The sequence below is a fragment of the Pseudomonas sp. RA_5y_Pfl1_P24 genome (genome assembly GCF_963970945.1).
Classification (GTDB): Bacteria; Pseudomonadota; Gammaproteobacteria; order Pseudomonadales; family Pseudomonadaceae; genus Aquipseudomonas; species Aquipseudomonas tritici.
Genome location: NZ_CAXAOJ010000010.1, coordinates 14669 through 31463, shown reverse-complemented (window position 1 = coordinate 31463; position 16795 = coordinate 14669). Strand labels below are relative to the sequence as shown.

Genomic DNA, 16795 nt, shown 5'->3' with positions numbered 1-16795 from the left:
ACCGTTCTACTGTTTGCAGTATGAACGACATAACCAGCAATGAAACCCGCAATATTATCCTCGACGTCACCGAAAAGTTGATCTACCGCCATGGCATCGCCGCCACTGGCATGGACTTTCTGGTGAAGACCGCCGGTGTCTCGAGAAAAAGCATTTACCGCTACTTCGCCAATAAAGACGAACTGGTGATTGCCGCTCTGCAGCGCCGCGATGAGCGCTGGATGCAGTGGCTGCGCGATGAGGTGGAACGCAGCGAAGACACAGGTGAGCGCCTGCTTGCGCTGTTCAGCGCGCTCAAGGCCTGGTTCGGTACTGCAGATTTTCGTGGCTGCGCCTTTATCAATACCAGTGGCGAAACCGGCGACCCGCAAGACCCGGTGCGCCTGCTGGCCAAGGCGCATAAACAAAAACTGTTCGAGTATGCACTTGAACTGTGTCAGGCACAGGGTACCCCCGCGCCCGAACGGCAGGCCGCGCAACTGCTGATCCTGATCGATGGCGCCATTACCGTTGCCCTGGTGATGGGCGATTCAACAGCGGCCGATCATGCGCAAGGCATGGCGCGAACGTTATTGGGACTTTGAATGCACTGGCAGGCGCAACGCTCGATAAACCCTATTGCTTGAGGAATTACACGATGTCATCGATTGCAGAAACACGTCCGCCCTTGCCGCCGTTTACCCGCGCGTCGGCCATCGAAAAAGTGCGCTTGGCCGAGGACGGCTGGAATTCGCGCGACCCGCAACGGGTGTCCTTGGCCTACACCCTGGACACGCAGTGGCGCAACCGTGCCGAATTCGCGCATAACCGCGAAGAAGCCAAAGTTTTTCTGACCCGTAAGTGGGCCAAGGAGCTGGATTATCGGCTGATCAAGGAGCTGTGGGCGTTCGCCGATAACCGCATCGCGGTGCGCTATGCCTATGAGTGGCACGACGATTCGGGTAACTGGTTCCGCTCCTATGGCAACGAGAACTGGGAATTCGATGAGAACGGCCTGATGGCCAATCGTTTTGCCTGCATCAACGACCTGCCGATCAAGGAAAGCGAACGCAAGTTCCACTGGCCGCTGGGCCGGCGCCCGGATGATCATCCGGGGCTGTCCGACCTGGGCTTGTAACCCTTTGGAACTGGCTTGCCTGCCTTGGTGCACCTGATACACCGAGGTGCCTGCATCGCAGGCAAGCCAGCTCACACAGGCAAGTGTCGGCCTACCTCAGTCCTGATTCAGCCCAATCCGATACAGCACGCCATCCTTCTCATCCGTCAGCACGTACAAAAAGCCATCGGGCCCCTGCCGCACATCGCGGATCCGCCCTTTCAAGCCGCCCAGCAAACGCTCTTCGTGAACGACCTTGTCGCCATCGAACTGCAACCGGATCAACTCCTGGCTGACCAGCGCGCCGATAAAGACGTTGTGCTGCCAGGCTTTGAAGCGGTCTGCATCGTAAAACGCCATCCCGCTGATACCCGGTGATTTCTCCCAGACGTGATGCGGCGGCACCGTGCCCTCCGCCGTTTTGCCCTTGGCTTCGGGTATGGGTGTCAGCGAATAATTGATGCCATGGGTTGCCAACGGCCAGCCGTAATTCTTGCCCCGTTCGATGATGTTGATCTCGTCGCCGCCGCGCGGCCCATGTTCGTTTTCCCAGATCGTATCGCTCCACGGGTTCAACGCCAGGCCCTGGGGATTACGTTGGCCGTAGGACCAGATCTCCGGGCGTACGCCTTGCTGGCCGACAAACGGGTTGTCATCCGGCACGCGGCCGTCCGGGTAGATACGCACGACCTTGCCTTGCAACTTGTCCAGGTCCTGGGCCGTCGGGCGAGCGTTGTTTTCCCCAAGGGTCACGAACAGGTAGCCGTCACGGTCGAAGGCCAAGCGCGAGCCGAAGTGATTGCCGGTGGACAGCTTAGGCTCCTGGCGCAGGATCACTTTGAAGTCGGTCAAGCCACTGAGATCTGTCGCCAGCCGGCCACGGCCCACCGCAGTGCCGGCCGTGCCGCCCTCGCCGCCGCCTTCCGCGTAAGACAGGTAGACCATGCGGTCCTGTTTGAAATCCGGAGACAGCACCACGTCCAGCAGACCGCCCTGCCCTTTGGCCCACACTTCAGGCACGCCCGTCAGTGGCGCGGAGAGCTTGCCGTCCGGGCTGACAAAGCGCAGGTGGCCGGGACGTTCCGTCACCAGGAAGCCTTGCTTGTCCGGCAGAAAGGCCACCGCCCATGGATGGTCCAGGCCTGTGGCAATCGGGGTGGCGGTGATACTGCCTTGTTCGCTGGGGAACTGATGGGCTTCGGCGGCGACAGCCGCCGTCAACGGCAGCAGCGTGGTTGCACAAACGGCGGCTAGCAGGGTTTTGCGTAGAAACATAAGGCTGGATCCTTACCGGCGATTGCCGCTGGCGTCATAAGTGGGGGCTTTGGTTTCGGTGGCCGGGCGGCTCGGGGCGGCATCGCGCTGGGGATAGCGGTTGCCGATGCCGCCGTTCTCCAGGGTCGGCGTACGTGTGGTCGGCCCAGTCTGAATACCGCGAATGGCCGGCGCATTGGGCTGGGTGCCCTGCATGCTGTTGGGGTTGGCCCGGTGAATCGGACCGTTATTGGCGTTGTTGTTACCGGGCAGGTTTTGCGCATGGGCCAAGGGGACAAGGGCCAAACCCAACACCAGCGCTGCAACGTGACGCACACAGCTGTTCATGACAAAGCCTCTCTGGGGCGAGGAGTACGTGCTTTCGATAACACGCTACGCCTCAGGTTCGGCTTTCGACACTAAATAGTTTCTCATCAGGTGTAACACGATCTGTCCGTGCATCTGTCCGTGGAAACTTTTCCCACAGGGTCCGAGTCACCAGAACACAGCCTCTATGTAAGGAATCGCACATATGCCACGGGCAATCTGGAAAGGCGCCATCAGCTTTGGCCTGGTGCATATACCGGTGTCACTGGTCTCGGCCACGTCATCACAGGGCGTTGACTTTGACTGGCTCGACAAACGCAGCATGGACCCGGTGGGCTACAAGCGCATCAACAAGACCACTGGCAAGGAAGTCACGAAAGCGAACATCGTCAAGGGCGTCGCGTTCGAGAAAGGTCGGTACGTGGTGCTCAGCGAAGAAGAAATCCGCTCGGCCCACCCCAAGTCGACCCAGACCATTGAAATCATGGCGTTTGTTGCCAGCGACCAGATTCCGTTGCAGCACATCGACACCCCCTACTTTCTCGCCCCGGACAAACGCGGCGGCAAGGTGTATGCGTTGCTAAGGGAAACCCTTAAAAAAACCAATAAAGTCGCCCTGGCCAATGTGGTGCTGCACACCAAGCAGCACTTGGCCGCATTGATGCCCCTGGACTCGGCCCTGATACTGGTGATGTTGCGCTGGCCCGCCGAGGTGCGCAGCCTGGACGATCTTGAATTGGGCAGCGACGTGACCAAACCCACGTTGGCTAAAGGCGAGTTGGACATGGCCAAGCGCCTGGTAGAAGACATGAGCGCCGACTGGCAACCGGATGACTACCGCGACAGCTTCCAAGAGAAAATCATGGCGCTGGTGGCCAAGAAGGCCAAGGCCGGCAAGATCGAGGACGTCGAAAGCAGCGCGGACGGTGAGGAGCGTAAGTCAGCCGATGTGATTGACCTGACGCAATTGCTCAAGCGCAGCCTGGCCGGCAAGCCGGCAAAGAAGCCCGCCGTGAAAAAATCCACCAAGGCCTCATAAGTCATGCCAAAGCCCCTCAGCGACTACAACCGCAAACGCGACTTCGGGATTACCGCCGAACCACAAGGGAGTGCGCCCGCCGGCAAAAGGAAGGCCTCGGCGCTGTCGTTCGTGGTCCAGAAACATGACGCGCGCAACCTGCACTACGACTTCCGCCTGGAGCTTGATGGCGTGTTGCTCAGTTGGGCAGTGCCCAAAGGCCCGAGCCTGGACCCCAGCCAGAAACGCCTGGCCGTCCACGTTGAAGATCACCCCCTCGGCTATGGCAGCTTCGAAGGCAATATTCCGGCGGGTCAGTACGGCGCAGGCGACGTTATCGTGTGGGACCGCGGCGTGTGGCAACCGCATGACGACCCGCGCAAGGCTTACGCCGCCGGCAAACTCAAATTCACCTTAGTCGGCGAGAAACTCTCAGGCGACTGGACCCTGGTGCGCACGCGCCTGAAGGGCAGCGGCGATAAACAACAATGGCTGCTGATCAAGGAAAAGGACCCACAGGCACGCCCTACCGATGACTACGATATTGTCCAGGCCCAACCGAACAGCGTGCTCAGCAACGCGTCGGTCGGCAAACCCAACGCTAAAGCCAAGCCCAAGCCCAAGCCCAAGCCGCGAAAAACTGTAGTCACCCTCCCCGAGCAATTCGCCCCGCAATTGGCCACGCTGGTGGACCGCGCGCCAGAAGGCGACTGGCATTACGAAATCAAGTTCGACGGTTACCGCATGCTCGCGCGCGTTCGTGACGGCGAGGTACGCCTGTTCACCCGCAACGGCCATGACTGGACCGAACGCCTGCCCCGTCAGGCCAAGGCCCTGCAAGCGCTGAAACTCAAGGACAGCTGGCTCGACGGCGAGGTGGTCAGCCTCAACGGCGACGGCCTGCCGGACTTCCAGGCGCTGCAAAACGCGTTTGATATCGGGCGCAGCCTGGACATTGTCTACTACCTGTTCGATGCGCCGTTCCTCAATGGCCAGGACCAACGCGAAGCGCCTGTCGAGGATCGCCGCGCGGCCCTCAAGGCCGCGTTGGCCGGTAGCCGTAGCAAGTTGCTGCGCTTCTCTGAGGCGTTCACTGCGCACCCTCGTGACATCTTTGAAAGCGCTTGCGACTTGGCCCTGGAAGGCGTGATCGGTAAACGCCTGGGCAGCCCCTACGCGTCGAGTCGCAGTGCCGATTGGATCAAGCTCAAATGCCGCTTGCGCCAGGAGTTCGTGATTGTCGGCTACACCCGGCCGCAGGGCTCACGCAGTGGTTTCGGGGCGCTGTTGCTGGCGGTGAATGATGATTCCAGGCTAGTGTACGCCGGGCGTGTGGGCACAGGCTTTGATCAGGCGTCGCTGAAGTCGATCTACGCGCAACTTACGCCGCTGGAGTGCAGCACGTCACCCTTGGAAAAACCGCTGACCAGCGCCCAGGCCCGCGGCGTGCATTGGGTGCAGCCGACGCTGGTTGGCGAGGTGCAATTTGCCGAATGGACCCGAGAAGGCGTGGTTCGCCAGGCAGCGTTTGTCGGCATGCGTACCGACAAGCCCGCTGCGCAGATCATTCACGAGCAACCGCGCGCGGCCAAATCCATGAAAACCGCGAAAAAACCCAGCGGCAACGTGAACATCACCCATCCCGACCGCGTAATCGATAAGCAAAGCGGTACGCAAAAACAGCAGCTGGCGCAGTTCTACGACAGCATCAGCCAATGGATTCTGCCCTTCCTGCGTCACCGTCCGGTTTCGCTGCTGAGAGCGCCCGAAGGCATTGAAGGCGAGCAGTTCTTCCAGAAGCATTCCGAGCGGCTCGCCATGCCTGACATCAAGCAACTGGATCAGGCGCTCGACCCTGGCCATTCACGCCTGATGGAAATCGACAGCGCCGCTGCATTGATCGGTGCCGTGCAAATGGGCACCGTGGAATTCCACACCTGGGGCGGTACCACCGACAAGCTCGAAACCCCGGACCTGTTTGTGCTCGATCTCGACCCGGACCCGGCACTGCCTTGGAAAGCCATGTTGGAAGCGGCGCAGCTCACGCTGTCGGTGCTTGACGAATTGGGGCTGCAGGCGTTCGTCAAGACCAGCGGTGGCAAGGGCCTGCACCTGGTCGTGCCACTGGCGCGGCGCGACCATTGGGACACCGTCAAGGCATTCGCCAAGGCGATTGCCCAGTTCATGACCGCGCAATTGCCGGAGCGTTTTACCGCAACGTCAGGGCCCAAAAACCGTGTCGGCAAGATCTTTATCGACTACCTGCGCAATGCTCGAGGCGCCAGTACCGTGGCGGCCTACTCCGTGCGCGCCCGCCCGGGATTGCCGGTATCGATGCCGGTCAGTCGTGAGGAATTGAAGGGCTTGCGCGGTGCCCAGCAGTGGACGGTCGCCAACGTGCATGAGCGTTTAAAGGCGTTGAAGGTTGATCCCTGGGCCGGGTATGCCAATCGCCAGAAAATCAGCAAGAAGATGTGGGATAAGCTGGGCACCCATCCACCGCAGTGAAGAGCGCCCAGGGCGCCCCTCAGATCAGTAAAAAGATCAACGCCAACCCAGCGAAGATCGCCCACTTTTCCAGGTAGTAGCGCATGCGGTTGCGCTTTTTCAGCGCTTTGCCGCGCAGACGGATCTTATACAGGCGCGTGAAGGCGCGATTGAGCCCACCGGTCTGGTCACCGGCATCGTTAGGCGAGCCCGCAGCGGCCATGACGGTACGGCTGAACCAGCGATTGAACGCCGCGGCCCAGCGGTATTTCATCGGACGCTCGATATCGCAGAACAGGATGATGCGGTTCTGCTGCGTGGTGTTTTCGGCGTAGTGGATGTAGGTCTCGTCGAACATCACCGGCTCGCCGTCACGCCAGTAATAGTTTTCGCCATCCACATTGATGTAGCAGCCCGGGTCATTCGGGGTGTCCAAGCCCAAGTGATAGCGATACGAGCCTGCATACGGGTCGCGGTGACGCACCAGCCTGGAACCCGGCGGCAGTTCCGCGAACATCGCGGCCTTGATCGAGCCAATGCCCTGGACCAGCTCAGTGGTGCGCGGGCAGAGCTTCATCGCGGAAGGATGGCTGTCGCCATACCATTTCAAGTAAAAACGCTTCCAACCGGATTTGAAGAAGGAATTGAAACCTACGTCGTTGTACTGGACCGAGCGCTTGATCTCCCCGGCGCGCATCAGGGCCAGGCCTTCCTGGCGAATTTCTTGCCAGTGCGCCTGCAGCGGGCTCAAGTCCGGGAAATCGCCGGGCGACAGATAAGGTCGGCTGGGCAGTTCAGAGAAAAGGTAGAGAAAGCAGTTGATCGGTGCCAGGAAGGTCGAATGATCACTGAGTTGGCGGCCTAGCTTATGCCGCACCCGACCGCGCAGGTGTACATATGCAATCGAGGCAACGTAGAGCATAACAATGATGAGTTTCACGGGGATTCGTCACACGTCAGAAGAAAACAGGCTGCTCCTACGTGCCCACTACGGCCGCGGTTGGATAGCAACGCCTGAAATCAAGATTCACACAATCGGCACGACCGTCTGATCGACATCCGGTACGTAGCCATTGGCACTTATTTAGCCATAATTTGTAACCATAAATTAACTAAGAATTGTGAAAAGCTGTCTTGCAAATAGGTTGGGCTGGGGCTTGAGGGTTCCAATCGATGACTAGGCGCATCAGGGCATAAATGCTAAAAAGCGTCGCATCATCTTCACAGCCGACGATTTACCCTTCAGCAAAAAGGAATTTGTATGTCATCGATAACAGACCCCGATGTTCAAGCGCTTCAAGGTGCCTGGGAGCAAATAGCGCTCGAAGACAGTGGCGTGCTCAACCCAGTCGATGCCCACAGCGCCCCGGGTGCAATCACCACTATCACCGGCGACCGGTTCGAAGTGAAGACCGTCAGCGGCGAGGTATTGCTGGCTGGCCGGTTTTCCCTGGACAGCAGCACCGTTCCCAAGCGCATTACCTGGATCGACTCCATTGGGGATGACGCAGGCAAACACTTGCCCGCCAGTTATCGCCTGGAAAAGGATGAGTTCGTGTTTATTGCAGCCGATGAAAGTATGCCCAGGCCAATTGCGTTCAGTACTGGCCCAGGTCAAACCATGCGCACTTTCGTTCGGCGCGCCTGATCGGAGCGCCATCCGAATGAGCGACAGTATTTTCACAAAACGTTCACCTTCGGGGCTATAGGGTCAGCCTACCTACTCCAGTGAATCCCTTAGCCCGCCTCTCCTTGCGGGCTTTTTTTGCCTGTCGAATATGGGTTCAATCGGGCCGTTTGATGGCGGTCAGGGTGAAGCACATTGGTAATTGCGCAGGCTGGTGTTCGTACCTGTCGTAAAGCTCTTCGCGATTGGAGTGGGGATATTCCTGCAGGTCGCTGATCTGTAACTGCGCGCAGATCGCAGCATTTACTACCTCACCCAACGTGTGCACGTACCAGTAGGACGTTGGCCCGGCAACTTCGCCCTGGCCTTCATAGACAATTGACTCCTGCAGCACAAAGGGCTCGCGCTGGAAGTAAGAGCTGGCTGGCAAGAAGGGGTTTTGCGCCCGAGGATCAAACACCTCCAGGAACGGATGGGTTTCATACATCACCAGCGTGCCGCCAGGTTTCAAGGTGCTGGCGACGTGGCGCATGAACAGCGCCACATCCGGCATCCAACCCAGCACGCCGATAGTCACCAAGGCGATATCGAAGCGTTGGTGCAAATCCTGCGGTAGGTGATGGATATCGCTTTCGATGAACTCGGGGTTGTGCGGCGAAACACTGGCCAGTTCACGGGCCTGCTGCAGAAACGCCCGTGATTGATCCACGCCTACCGCCGAGCGCGCGCCCAGGCCAAACAACGACAAGGTTTCACGACCGTTGTTGCAGCACAGTTGCACCACATCCTTGCCGGCTACGCCGATGTCTTGCAGCAAGCCGGTAAGGGTGGGGTCCAGGCAAGAAAAACCGGCGTCACCCACGCTGTTGAGCAACGCGTTCCAGGTGTCGGTGGTTTTATGCAGGTTGGCAGATTGGTCCCAGGCGTCCTTGTTGCTGGCAATCGCCTGTTGCGCTGAGGGCATGTCCATTGCATCTCCAGATAATCAGTACTGCGGGACTCAGAAAATAAGCCAAGTGCCCATGGATTAAAACCCCGAGCAGCGTGCGAAACTTATCGCAAAGCCCGGGGGTCATTAACGCAATGAGCGCTCAGCCCTTGAACGCCGCCTCCGAAGATCTAGCCATGGCCACACAGTCTGACCTGCGTAACGCCTTGTCCCTGGACAGCCTGAATTTCTTCCTGGCGGACGTCCGCGATGGCCTTGGCCCCTACCTCGCTATCTACCTGCTGGCCGTGCACAAATGGGACCCGGCCAGTATCGGCGTGGTCATGACCCTGGCAGGTATCGCCGCGCTGCTCACCCAGGGCCCGGCGGGTGCGCTGATTGATCGCACCCGCAGCAAGCGCGCGGTGATTGCGCTGGCCGCCATCGTAGTGACCCTCAGTTGCGTGCTGCTGCCTTTCGTCAGTTCTTTCGGCCTGGTAGCGCTGACCCAGGCCGCCAGTGCTGTTGCCGCGTCGGTGTTCGCGCCGGCGATCAGCGCGATTTCCCTGGGCATTACCGGGCCACGCGCCTTCACCCGTCGTACAGGGCGCAACGAAACCTTCAACCACGCCGGCAACGCCGTGGCCGCATTGCTGGCTGGTGGCCTGGCCTACCTGTTTGGTCCTGTGGTGGTGTTTTACCTGATGGCGTTTATGGCAGTCGCCAGTGTTTTGGCCGTGAGCTGCGTGTCGGCAGCAGCGATCGACCACGACGTTGCCCGCGGCTTCGATCCTGAGCATCACACCGATCATGAACAACCTTCCGGCCTCAAGGCATTGCTGGCGAACCGCCCGCTATTGTTGTTCGCCATCTGTTGCGCCCTGTTCCACTTGGCCAATGCCGCCATGCTGCCGCTGGTCAGCCAAAAGCTCTCACAGATAAACCTACAAATGGCCACGCCGCTGACGTCGGCCTGCATTGTCGCCGCGCAATTGGTGATGGTGCCGATGGCTTGGCTGGTCGGGCTCAAGGCCGACATCTGGGGGCGCAAACCCTTGCTGATGGCCGGTTTCATGATCCTGCCGCTGCGCGGTGTGCTCTACACGCTGTCCAGCGATCCTTACTGGCTGGTGGCGGTGCAAATGCTCGACGGCATCGGCGCAGGGATTTTCGGCGCTTTGTTCCCGGTGATCGTCAAGGACCTGACCCATGGCACCGGCCGCTTCAACGTCAGCCTGGGCACCCTCACCACCGTGTTCGGCCTGGGAGCGGCGCTGAGCAGCAGCCTGGCCGGTTTCGTGGTGCAACAAGCGGGCTACAACGCGGCGTTCCTGACACTCGCCGGCGTTGCAGCGCTGGCCCTGGCGCTCTTATGGCTGGCGATGCCGGAGACGTTGATGAAACCATCCTTCGCTCGACATACAACTGTCGCCTGACATATGCGACAATACGCGCCAAATTCCAACACACATCCAAAATTTTCTGCTCAGCGACCGGGTTTCGCGCCTTGATGTCGCTGTTGACGCATGCCTGAAGGCTCCTGCCGACACGCTCGCAACCCATTGATAGGTAAAGTAATTGATCTCCACAGCTAACATCACCATGCAGTTCGGCGCCAAGCCGCTCTTCGAGAACGTCTCGGTCAAGTTCGGCGCAGGCAACCGTTATGGCTTGATCGGTGCCAACGGTTGCGGCAAGTCGACCTTCATGAAAATCCTCGGTGGCGACCTCGATCCGTCCGGCGGCCAGGTCATGCTGGAGCCGAACGTGCGCTTGGGTAAACTGCGCCAGGACCAGTTCGCCTACGAAGAATTCACCGTGCTCGACACCGTGATCATGGGCCACGAGGAACTGTGGAAGGTCAAGGCCGAGCGCGATCGTATCTACTCGCTGCCGGAAATGAGCGAAGAAGACGGCATGGCCGTGGCCGAACTGGAAACCGAATTCGCCGAGATGGACGGCTACACTGCCGAATCCCGCGCCGGTGAGCTGCTGCTGGGCCTGGGCATTCCCCTGGAACAGCACTTCGGCCCGATGAGCGAAGTGTCCCCTGGCTGGAAACTGCGCGTATTGCTGGCCCAGGCGCTGTTCTCCGACCCTGAAGTGCTGTTGCTCGACGAACCGACCAACCACTTGGACATCAACACCATCCGCTGGCTGGAAAACATCCTGACCCAGCGTTCCAGCCTGATGATCATCATCTCTCACGACCGTCACTTCCTGAACAGCGTGTGCACCCACATGGCTGACCTGGACTACGGCGAGTTGCGCCTGTTCCCGGGCAACTACGACGAGTACATGACTGTAGCGACCCAGTCCCGCGAACAACTGCTGTCGGACAACGCCAAGAAGAAGGCGCAGATCTCCGAACTGCAATCCTTCGTCAGCCGCTTCTCGGCCAACGCCTCGAAAGCCAAACAAGCCACCTCCCGCGCCAAGGCGATCGACAAGATCCAGCTGGCCGAGGTCAAGCCTTCGAGCCGTGTGAGCCCGTTCATCCGCTTCGACCAGAACAAAAAACTGCACCGCCAGGCGGTCATCGTCGAGCGCATGGCCAAAGGCTTCGATGGCAAACCGCTGTTCAAGGACTTCAGCTTCCAGGTTGAAGCGGGCGAGCGCGTGGCGATCATCGGTCCGAACGGTATCGGCAAGACCACGCTGCTGCGTACTCTGGTCAACGAACTGACGCCGGATGCCGGTAGCATCAAGTGGACCGACGCGGCTGAGCTGGGCTACTACGCTCAGGACCACGCCCATGACTTCGAAGACGACATGAGCTTGTTCGACTGGATGGGCCAGTGGACTCAAGGCGAGCAAATGATCCGTGGCACCTTGGGTCGCATGCTGTTCTCCAACGACGAGATCCAGAAGTCGGTGAAGGTGATTTCCGGTGGTGAGCAAGGCCGTATGCTGTTCGGCAAGCTGATCCTGCAAAAGCCGAACGTGCTGATCATGGACGAACCGACCAACCACTTGGACATGGAATCCATCGAGGCACTTAACCTGGCGCTGGAAAACTACCCAGGCACGCTGGTCTTCGTCAGCCACGACCGTGAGTTCGTATCCTCCCTGGCCACCCGCATCATCGAGTTGAGCGCCACCGGCGTGATCGACTTCAGCGGCACCTATGACGACTACCTGCGCAGCCAAGGCGTGGTGTTTTAAGAGCAGCGATTAGTTTTCGGCTGCAAGCAGCAAGTTAGAGCCCCGTCCAGTGTGACGGGGCTTTTTGCATCTTGAGATGAGCACGCTTTTTGTGGCGAGGCAGCTTGCTCCCTCGCCACAGGTTATTCGCTCCGGGAGGGATGTTGTTTAAGTAGTTAGTCTGCTTTCCTTTGCCCCTGGCCCTTGCCATGATGCGCCTACCGCCCGCCAGCGAACGAGTACCCATGTCTGCCGCCACGCCCAACTCCCTGTCGATCACCCTGCAGATCGTCTCCATCGTCTTCTACACCTTCATCGCCTTTATCTGCATCGGCCTGCCGATTGCGGTCATACCTGGCTATGTACACGAGCAACTTGGGTTCAGCGCTGTAGTGGCCGGCATCACGATCGGCTCGCAATATCTCGCCACCCTGCTCAGCCGCCCCATGGCCGGGCGCATGTCGGATAACGTCGGCACCAAGCGTGCAATTGTGTTGGGGCTGGCCGGGATTCTTGTGAGTGGCGTGCTGACGTTTTTCGCGACGCTGGCGCAAAGCCTGCCGTCGCTGAGCCTTGGTATTCTGATCGTTGCACGTCTGTTGTTGGGCGTGGCCCAAGGGTTGATCGGCGTGGGCACCATCAGTTGGTGCATGGGCCAGGTCGGTGCCGAACACACCGCGCGGTCGATTTCGTGGAATGGGATCGCGTCCTACGGTGCCATTGCCCTTGGTGCGCCGCTGGGTGTCGTGATGGTGGCCGAATACGGCTACACCAGCCTCGGCATTGCGCTGTCAGTGTTGGCGGCACTGGGCCTGGTGCTGATCCGCAACAAACCGTCGGTGCCGGTTGTGCGTGGCGAGCGTCTGCCATTTTGGGCGGTGTTCGGGCGTATCGCGCCGTTTGGCGCCAGCCTGTGCCTGGCATCGATTGGCTATGGCACCCTCACCACCTTTATCACCTTGTACTACCTCAATAGAGGTTGGGTCGGCGCGGCTTACTGCCTCACGGTATTTGGCGCGTGCTTCATCCTGTCACGGCTGGTGTTTATTGCCGCCATCAGCCGTTTTGGTGGCTTTCGGGCAGCGATTGCCTGCATGACCATCGAAACCCTCGGCCTTACGCTACTCTGGCTGGCGCCATCCACCGTGGTGGCGTTGGTTGGGGCCGGGTTGACCGGCTTTGGCTTGTCACTGGTGTACCCGGCGCTGGGGGTGGAAGCCATCAAACAGGTGCCCAACAGCAGCCGTGGCGCGGGGCTGAGTGCGTATGCGGTGTTTTTTGACTTGGCCCTCGCGATCGCCGGGCCGTTGATGGGCGCCGTGGCCTTGAACCTCGGCTACGGCTGGATCTTCTTCTGCGCCGCGCTGTTGTCGGTCACCGCCCTGGGCGTGACCCTGTTGCTCATGCGCCGCGCTTACTGATCAGCCGTTTGCATACCGGCGCGGGTGGATTGACCGAGGGTGTGGCTGAAAAAACGCCCCGCCTCAGAGATCAAGTCACGGTGAATGCCTTCACGGTCGACCCCGTCAGCATCCGTGCAAATCGCCGGCATCGCCGCCAATTGGTCGCTGTCACACGGCGCCATGAACACGAAGTGCCCTGCCCCGGCCAGCAGCTTGAAGTCGGGCGGCTCTGGCAGCTTGCGCGCCAGGGCGGCAGCGTTCTTGTCCACGGCCACCAACTTGTCGCCATCGCCACTGTAGAGCAGCACCGGCACATGCACGTCGGCCAGGGTGTCGCGGCCGAACATCAGGCTCAACGGCGCCATCAGCATCAAGGCGTGAATGCGCAGGTCGGATTGCGGTTGCAGGTCATCGCGGTCCACCACCAATTCGCCTTTGGTGGTGCAAGCATCGCGATCCTCCGGGCGCTCCTGGCAGTAACGGCGCAGGCGGTCGAAATCCGGCTTGGCACCCGCCAGGATCAACGCGGTTTCACCCCCGGCCGAGTAACCGATAACGCCCACCTGATCGACGTCAACGAATGGCGACAGCATCGGATCGCCCAGGGTGGCAGTGATCGCTTCAGAAATCTGAATCGGCCGGCCATACAGGTTGCTCACCGTGCCCAGTCGACTGTGGTCTTTGTAGTTGTCGCCAGGATGCAGCACCGCCACCACCACAAAACCTTTACGCGCCAGCGACGTGGCCAGGTCGTGCAGGGCCAGAGGTGTGCCGGTGTTGCCGTGGGACAGCATCAACATCGGAAATCGGCCAATGGCAATCTTGGAATCTTCGGAGGCCGCGACGTGATAGGCGCCCAACGGCGTGGTGTGTTCAGCGTCGGTGGACGGGTAGAACGCGATGGCTTTCATCGGCTGCAAGTCCAGCGGGTCGAGAAAAGTCATGCGGTGGAAACCCACACTCCAATGGGGGTGCGGCGCAGGGGCGGCGTGCACTGAAACCAGGCTGCCGAGCAGGGAAAGAACCATAACAGCACAAAGACGCATCATGGGGATGGCCACCTTTGCTGTGTGCCCACGTTCAACATCCGCGGCATATCTGGTTGAAAAATCCATGGTTTAAGGCGCTCGCACCGGGTGATAAACCCATGCGTGCATAACCTGGGCCAGAGTAATGACAGCGGGTAAACGAAAAAACTCCGTAGTCCGGTCGTTTTGAGGCGATCAGAATACAGAGTTTAGACGTGCCGCTTCAGATTGAAACGGGGAAAGGCGCTGTTTTACATAAGCTTTACGCGGCGGCGAACAACTGTTCGTTGATGCGTACGTTGGCGTCGCTCAAAGATTTGCTACGCGCGTCATCGCCGTAGGCCAAGCCTTCGGCCCGTACGATTTCAATGTCAGTGATACCTAGGAAACCAAACAGCAGTTTCAGATACCCTTCATGGGCAGCGCCAGACGCCTGCCCGGCGTGCAAGCCACCGGACGTGGACACGATGATGACTTTCTTGTTGCCGCACAGGCCTTCCGGGCCGGCTTCGGTGTAGCGGAAAGTCTGGCCGGCGACGGCGATGCGGTCGATCCAGGCTTTCAGTTGAGTCGGGATGGTGAAGTTGTACATCGGCGCACCAATCACCAAGGCATCGGCGGCGAGGAATTCAGCCAGCGACGATGCGCTCAGGTCGGCCTCGTGCTTTTGCGCGGCATCTCGCTGTTCAGCGGCAGTGCCCAGGGCGCCCAGGGTCGCGCCGGAGAAGTGGTTGATAGCTTCGCTGGCCAGGTCGCGGTAAGTCACTTCCACACCCGGCTCCGCCGCTTGCCAGGCCTTGACCACACCCGCGCTGAGCTGACGGGATGCCGAGTTGTCGCCGAGAATGCTGGAATCGATATGCAAAAGTTTCATGTGAGATCTCCGGTTAGGATCGTCAAGGGCGATCAGATGGTGGTGATGCTACACATGAAACCAATAGCCGATAAGACGGCTTAAATGCGATAGTTCGTCCCACTCACAGGACAATAGGCTGACCATGCAAGACCTCAACGACCTCTACTATTTCGCCAAAGTCGTGGAAGCCGGTGGCTTCGCGGCGGCCGGGCGATTGCTGGGGGTTCCCAAGTCGCGGCTGTCGCGGCGCATCGCTGAGCTGGAAGAACGCCTGGGCGCGCGCCTGCTGCAACGCACCACCCGCCAATTGACCCTCACCGCCGTCGGCGAGCGCTACCTGCGCCACTGCCAGGCCATGCTGCTGGAAGCGGAAATGGCCGATGAGGCCGTGGCCAGGATGTCCAGCGAACCCCGTGGTCGGCTGCGGGTCAGTTGCCCGGTGGGCATGGCGCAGCACATTCTGCCGGAGCTGGTCGCGGGCTTTCTCGCTGCCCACCCCCAGGTGCAGTTGGAAATGACCCTGGTCAATCGCCGTGTCGACCTGGTGGCTGAAGGTATCGACGTGGCGTTGCGCGTGCGTGAACTCGGTGATGAAGACCCGCTACTGGTGACCAAACGCCTGCGCCAGGCCCAGACCGTGCTGGTCGCCAGCCCCGAACTCGTGCGCGAGCGTCGAGTCAACAGCCTCGACGACCTCAGGCAACTGCCCATCCTCGGTGCATTGGAGGCAGACCGCATGGTGCATCAACGTATCCTCGACCCACAGGGCACCCCTCACGAACTGGTGATGGAAGCCCGCCTGGGCATCGAAGATTTCATTGTGCGTAAAGCCAGCGCCATCATGGCCGTGGGTTTTACCGTGTTACCGATGATGTATTGCGAAGAAGAGTTGGCCAACGGCCGATTGGTGCAATTGTTGCCTCAATGGTCATTGCCGGGCGGCTGGCTGCAAGCGGTTTACCCGCATCGGCGCGGCGTGCTGCCGGCGATACGGGCCTGGATCGACTACCTGGAAGAAGGCTTCAAAGGCTGTGGAGACCGCTTGCTATGAAGATGACCGAAGAACACGTCGCCAGCTTCTGCCTGAGCCTGCCCGGTGCGCGGGAGGACTATAAATGGGGCGGTGTGCGTGTGTTCTCGATTGCCGGCAACAAGATGTTTGCCTTGCAGAACCTGCGCGGTGAGTCGCTGGCGTTCAAGGTCGATAAGGAACTGTTCCTCGGTCATGTGGACCGCCCAGGCATCCACCCTGCGCCGTATCTGGCCCGCGCGCAGTGGATCATCATGAACACGCCCTACCCGCTTGGGGCTGATGAACTGCGTGGCTTGTTGCAGCGTTCACACCAGTTGGTGGTCAGCAAGTTGCCCAAACGCACGCAGGTCGGGCTGTTGCTGGGTGATTGACGCAAAAGCACCCTAGTTATCTAAGTGACTATCGGTTGCTCTGCTTTTGATTTGCTCTGCTCAGCTTTTGATCTTGATCTTGATCTCAGGCGCCCCGTCAACCACGCTGGCCGAACGCAGGCTTGAATCCGTGGGTAACCCGGCAGGACGCCGGGTTAGCCGCGCTGGGCCAAGGATGGCCCATCGCGGCGGCCCACAGATTCAAGCCGGAGTGAGGGCATGT

General features: G+C 59.8%; 16 protein-coding genes. 10 read left to right on the top strand and 6 right to left on the bottom strand.

Annotated features, from left to right (window positions below; all coding sequences use genetic code 11):
* Positions 1-20: 20 nt before the first annotated feature.
* Together AACY30_RS18255 and AACY30_RS18250 are read left to right on the top strand one after the other, a co-directional pair.
* Complete coding sequence (locus tag AACY30_RS18255; protein ID WP_339540875.1) at positions 21-584, top strand: TetR/AcrR family transcriptional regulator; 564 nt, start codon at positions 21-23, stop codon at positions 582-584.
* Between the two features lie 53 nt (positions 585-637).
* Positions 638-1117 (top strand): nuclear transport factor 2 family protein, encoded by a 480-nt coding sequence (locus AACY30_RS18250; protein ID WP_339540874.1) that lies wholly within the window; start codon positions 638-640, stop codon positions 1115-1117.
* Between the two features lie 96 nt (positions 1118-1213).
* Here AACY30_RS18250 and AACY30_RS18245 read toward each other — a convergent pair whose 3' ends face one another.
* The gene (locus AACY30_RS18245) at positions 1214-2371 is read right to left on the bottom strand and encodes a PQQ-dependent sugar dehydrogenase (RefSeq protein WP_339540873.1); all 1158 of its coding nucleotides are present in this window, start codon (positions 2369-2371) and stop codon (positions 1214-1216) included.
* Between the two features lie 12 nt (positions 2372-2383).
* A complete protein-coding gene (locus AACY30_RS18240) occupies positions 2384-2698 on the bottom strand; it encodes a hypothetical protein (RefSeq protein ID WP_339470022.1) in 315 nt (104 codons plus the stop codon).
* Between the two features lie 184 nt (positions 2699-2882).
* Here AACY30_RS18240 and ku point away from each other — a divergent pair, with 184 nt between their 5' ends.
* Positions 2883-3716 (top strand): non-homologous end joining protein Ku, encoded by an 834-nt coding sequence (gene ku, locus AACY30_RS18235; RefSeq protein ID WP_339540872.1) that lies wholly within the window; start codon positions 2883-2885, stop codon positions 3714-3716.
* Between the two features lie 3 nt (positions 3717-3719).
* Entirely contained in the window at positions 3720-6203 is a 2484-nt protein-coding gene (ligD, locus tag AACY30_RS18230) for a DNA ligase D (protein WP_339540871.1), read from the top strand.
* A gap of 19 nt (positions 6204-6222) precedes the next feature.
* Here ligD and lpxO read toward each other — a convergent pair whose 3' ends face one another.
* Positions 6223-7122, bottom strand: a complete 900-nt coding sequence (lpxO, locus tag AACY30_RS18225; protein WP_339540870.1) for a lipid A hydroxylase LpxO — start codon at positions 7120-7122, stop codon at positions 6223-6225.
* Between the two features lie 321 nt (positions 7123-7443).
* Here lpxO and AACY30_RS18220 point away from each other — a divergent pair, with 321 nt between their 5' ends.
* Positions 7444-7830, top strand: coding sequence for a TIGR03067 domain-containing protein (locus AACY30_RS18220; protein WP_339470026.1), 387 nt, complete (start codon positions 7444-7446; stop codon positions 7828-7830).
* 136 nt (positions 7831-7966) lie between these two features.
* Here the strand turns inward: AACY30_RS18220 and AACY30_RS18215 are convergent, their stop codons facing one another.
* Complete coding sequence (locus AACY30_RS18215) at positions 7967-8779, bottom strand: class I SAM-dependent methyltransferase (protein ID WP_339470027.1); 813 nt, start codon at positions 8777-8779, stop codon at positions 7967-7969.
* A 155-nt stretch (positions 8780-8934) separates the two neighbouring features.
* Here AACY30_RS18215 and AACY30_RS18210 point away from each other — a divergent pair, with 155 nt between their 5' ends.
* The 3 genes from AACY30_RS18210 to AACY30_RS18200 all read left to right on the top strand — a co-directional run bounded on the left by AACY30_RS18210 (position 8935) and on the right by AACY30_RS18200 (position 13302).
* Positions 8935-10173 carry an MFS transporter gene (locus tag AACY30_RS18210; protein WP_339470028.1) on the top strand — a complete coding sequence of 413 codons (1239 nt, stop codon included), beginning with the start codon at positions 8935-8937 and terminating at the stop codon, positions 10171-10173.
* 142 nt (positions 10174-10315) lie between these two features.
* Positions 10316-11902 (top strand): ABC-F family ATPase, encoded by a 1587-nt coding sequence (locus tag AACY30_RS18205; RefSeq protein ID WP_339418942.1) that lies wholly within the window; start codon positions 10316-10318, stop codon positions 11900-11902.
* Positions 11903-12126: 224 nt separating this feature from the next.
* A complete protein-coding gene (locus AACY30_RS18200; RefSeq protein WP_339540869.1) occupies positions 12127-13302 on the top strand; it encodes an MFS transporter in 1176 nt (391 codons plus the stop codon).
* Here AACY30_RS18200 and AACY30_RS18195 read toward each other — a convergent pair.
* Together AACY30_RS18195 and AACY30_RS18190 are read right to left on the bottom strand one after the other, a co-directional pair.
* The gene (locus tag AACY30_RS18195) at positions 13296-14333 is read right to left on the bottom strand and encodes an alpha/beta hydrolase family protein (protein WP_339540868.1); all 1038 of its coding nucleotides are present in this window, start codon (positions 14331-14333) and stop codon (positions 13296-13298) included. The genes AACY30_RS18200 and AACY30_RS18195 overlap by 7 nt on opposite strands.
* Before the next feature lie 241 nt (positions 14334-14574).
* On the bottom strand, positions 14575-15186 hold the full coding sequence (locus AACY30_RS18190) for an FMN-dependent NADH-azoreductase (RefSeq protein ID WP_339457247.1): 612 nt from the start codon (positions 15184-15186) through the stop codon (positions 14575-14577).
* 124 nt (positions 15187-15310) lie between these two features.
* Here AACY30_RS18190 and AACY30_RS18185 point away from each other — a divergent pair, with 124 nt between their 5' ends.
* Both AACY30_RS18185 and AACY30_RS18180 read left to right on the top strand, forming a co-directional pair.
* Complete coding sequence (locus AACY30_RS18185; RefSeq protein ID WP_339470033.1) at positions 15311-16219, top strand: LysR substrate-binding domain-containing protein; 909 nt, start codon at positions 15311-15313, stop codon at positions 16217-16219.
* Complete coding sequence (locus AACY30_RS18180) at positions 16216-16572, top strand: MmcQ/YjbR family DNA-binding protein (protein ID WP_339418935.1); 357 nt, start codon at positions 16216-16218, stop codon at positions 16570-16572. The genes AACY30_RS18185 and AACY30_RS18180 overlap by 4 nt, the downstream gene beginning before the upstream one ends.
* The last annotated feature ends 223 nt before the right edge of the window (positions 16573-16795 follow it).

What these genes read in the sequence shown, in the direction of transcription:
- AACY30_RS18255 (WP_339540875.1), top strand. Translation starts at nt 21, where the DNA reads ATGAACGACATAACCAGCAATGAAACCCGCAATATTATCCTCGACGTC.
- AACY30_RS18250 (WP_339540874.1), top strand. Translation starts at nt 638, where the DNA reads ATGTCATCGATTGCAGAAACACGTCCGCCCTTGCCGCCGTTTACCCGC.
- AACY30_RS18245 (WP_339540873.1), bottom strand. Translation starts at nt 2,371, where the DNA reads ATGTTTCTACGCAAAACCCTGCTAGCCGCCGTTTGTGCAACCACGCTG.
- AACY30_RS18240 (WP_339470022.1), bottom strand. Translation starts at nt 2,698, where the DNA reads ATGAACAGCTGTGTGCGTCACGTTGCAGCGCTGGTGTTGGGTTTGGCC.
- ku (WP_339540872.1), top strand. Translation starts at nt 2,883, where the DNA reads ATGCCACGGGCAATCTGGAAAGGCGCCATCAGCTTTGGCCTGGTGCAT.
- ligD (WP_339540871.1), top strand. Translation starts at nt 3,720, where the DNA reads ATGCCAAAGCCCCTCAGCGACTACAACCGCAAACGCGACTTCGGGATT.
- AACY30_RS18220 (WP_339470026.1), top strand. Translation starts at nt 7,444, where the DNA reads ATGTCATCGATAACAGACCCCGATGTTCAAGCGCTTCAAGGTGCCTGG.
- AACY30_RS18215 (WP_339470027.1), bottom strand. Translation starts at nt 8,779, where the DNA reads ATGGACATGCCCTCAGCGCAACAGGCGATTGCCAGCAACAAGGACGCC.
- AACY30_RS18210 (WP_339470028.1), top strand. Translation starts at nt 8,935, where the DNA reads ATGGCCACACAGTCTGACCTGCGTAACGCCTTGTCCCTGGACAGCCTG.
- AACY30_RS18200 (WP_339540869.1), top strand. Translation starts at nt 12,127, where the DNA reads ATGTCTGCCGCCACGCCCAACTCCCTGTCGATCACCCTGCAGATCGTC.
- AACY30_RS18195 (WP_339540868.1), bottom strand. Translation starts at nt 14,333, where the DNA reads ATGATGCGTCTTTGTGCTGTTATGGTTCTTTCCCTGCTCGGCAGCCTG.
- AACY30_RS18190 (WP_339457247.1), bottom strand. Translation starts at nt 15,186, where the DNA reads ATGAAACTTTTGCATATCGATTCCAGCATTCTCGGCGACAACTCGGCA.
- AACY30_RS18185 (WP_339470033.1), top strand. Translation starts at nt 15,311, where the DNA reads ATGCAAGACCTCAACGACCTCTACTATTTCGCCAAAGTCGTGGAAGCC.
- AACY30_RS18180 (WP_339418935.1), top strand. Translation starts at nt 16,216, where the DNA reads ATGAAGATGACCGAAGAACACGTCGCCAGCTTCTGCCTGAGCCTGCCC.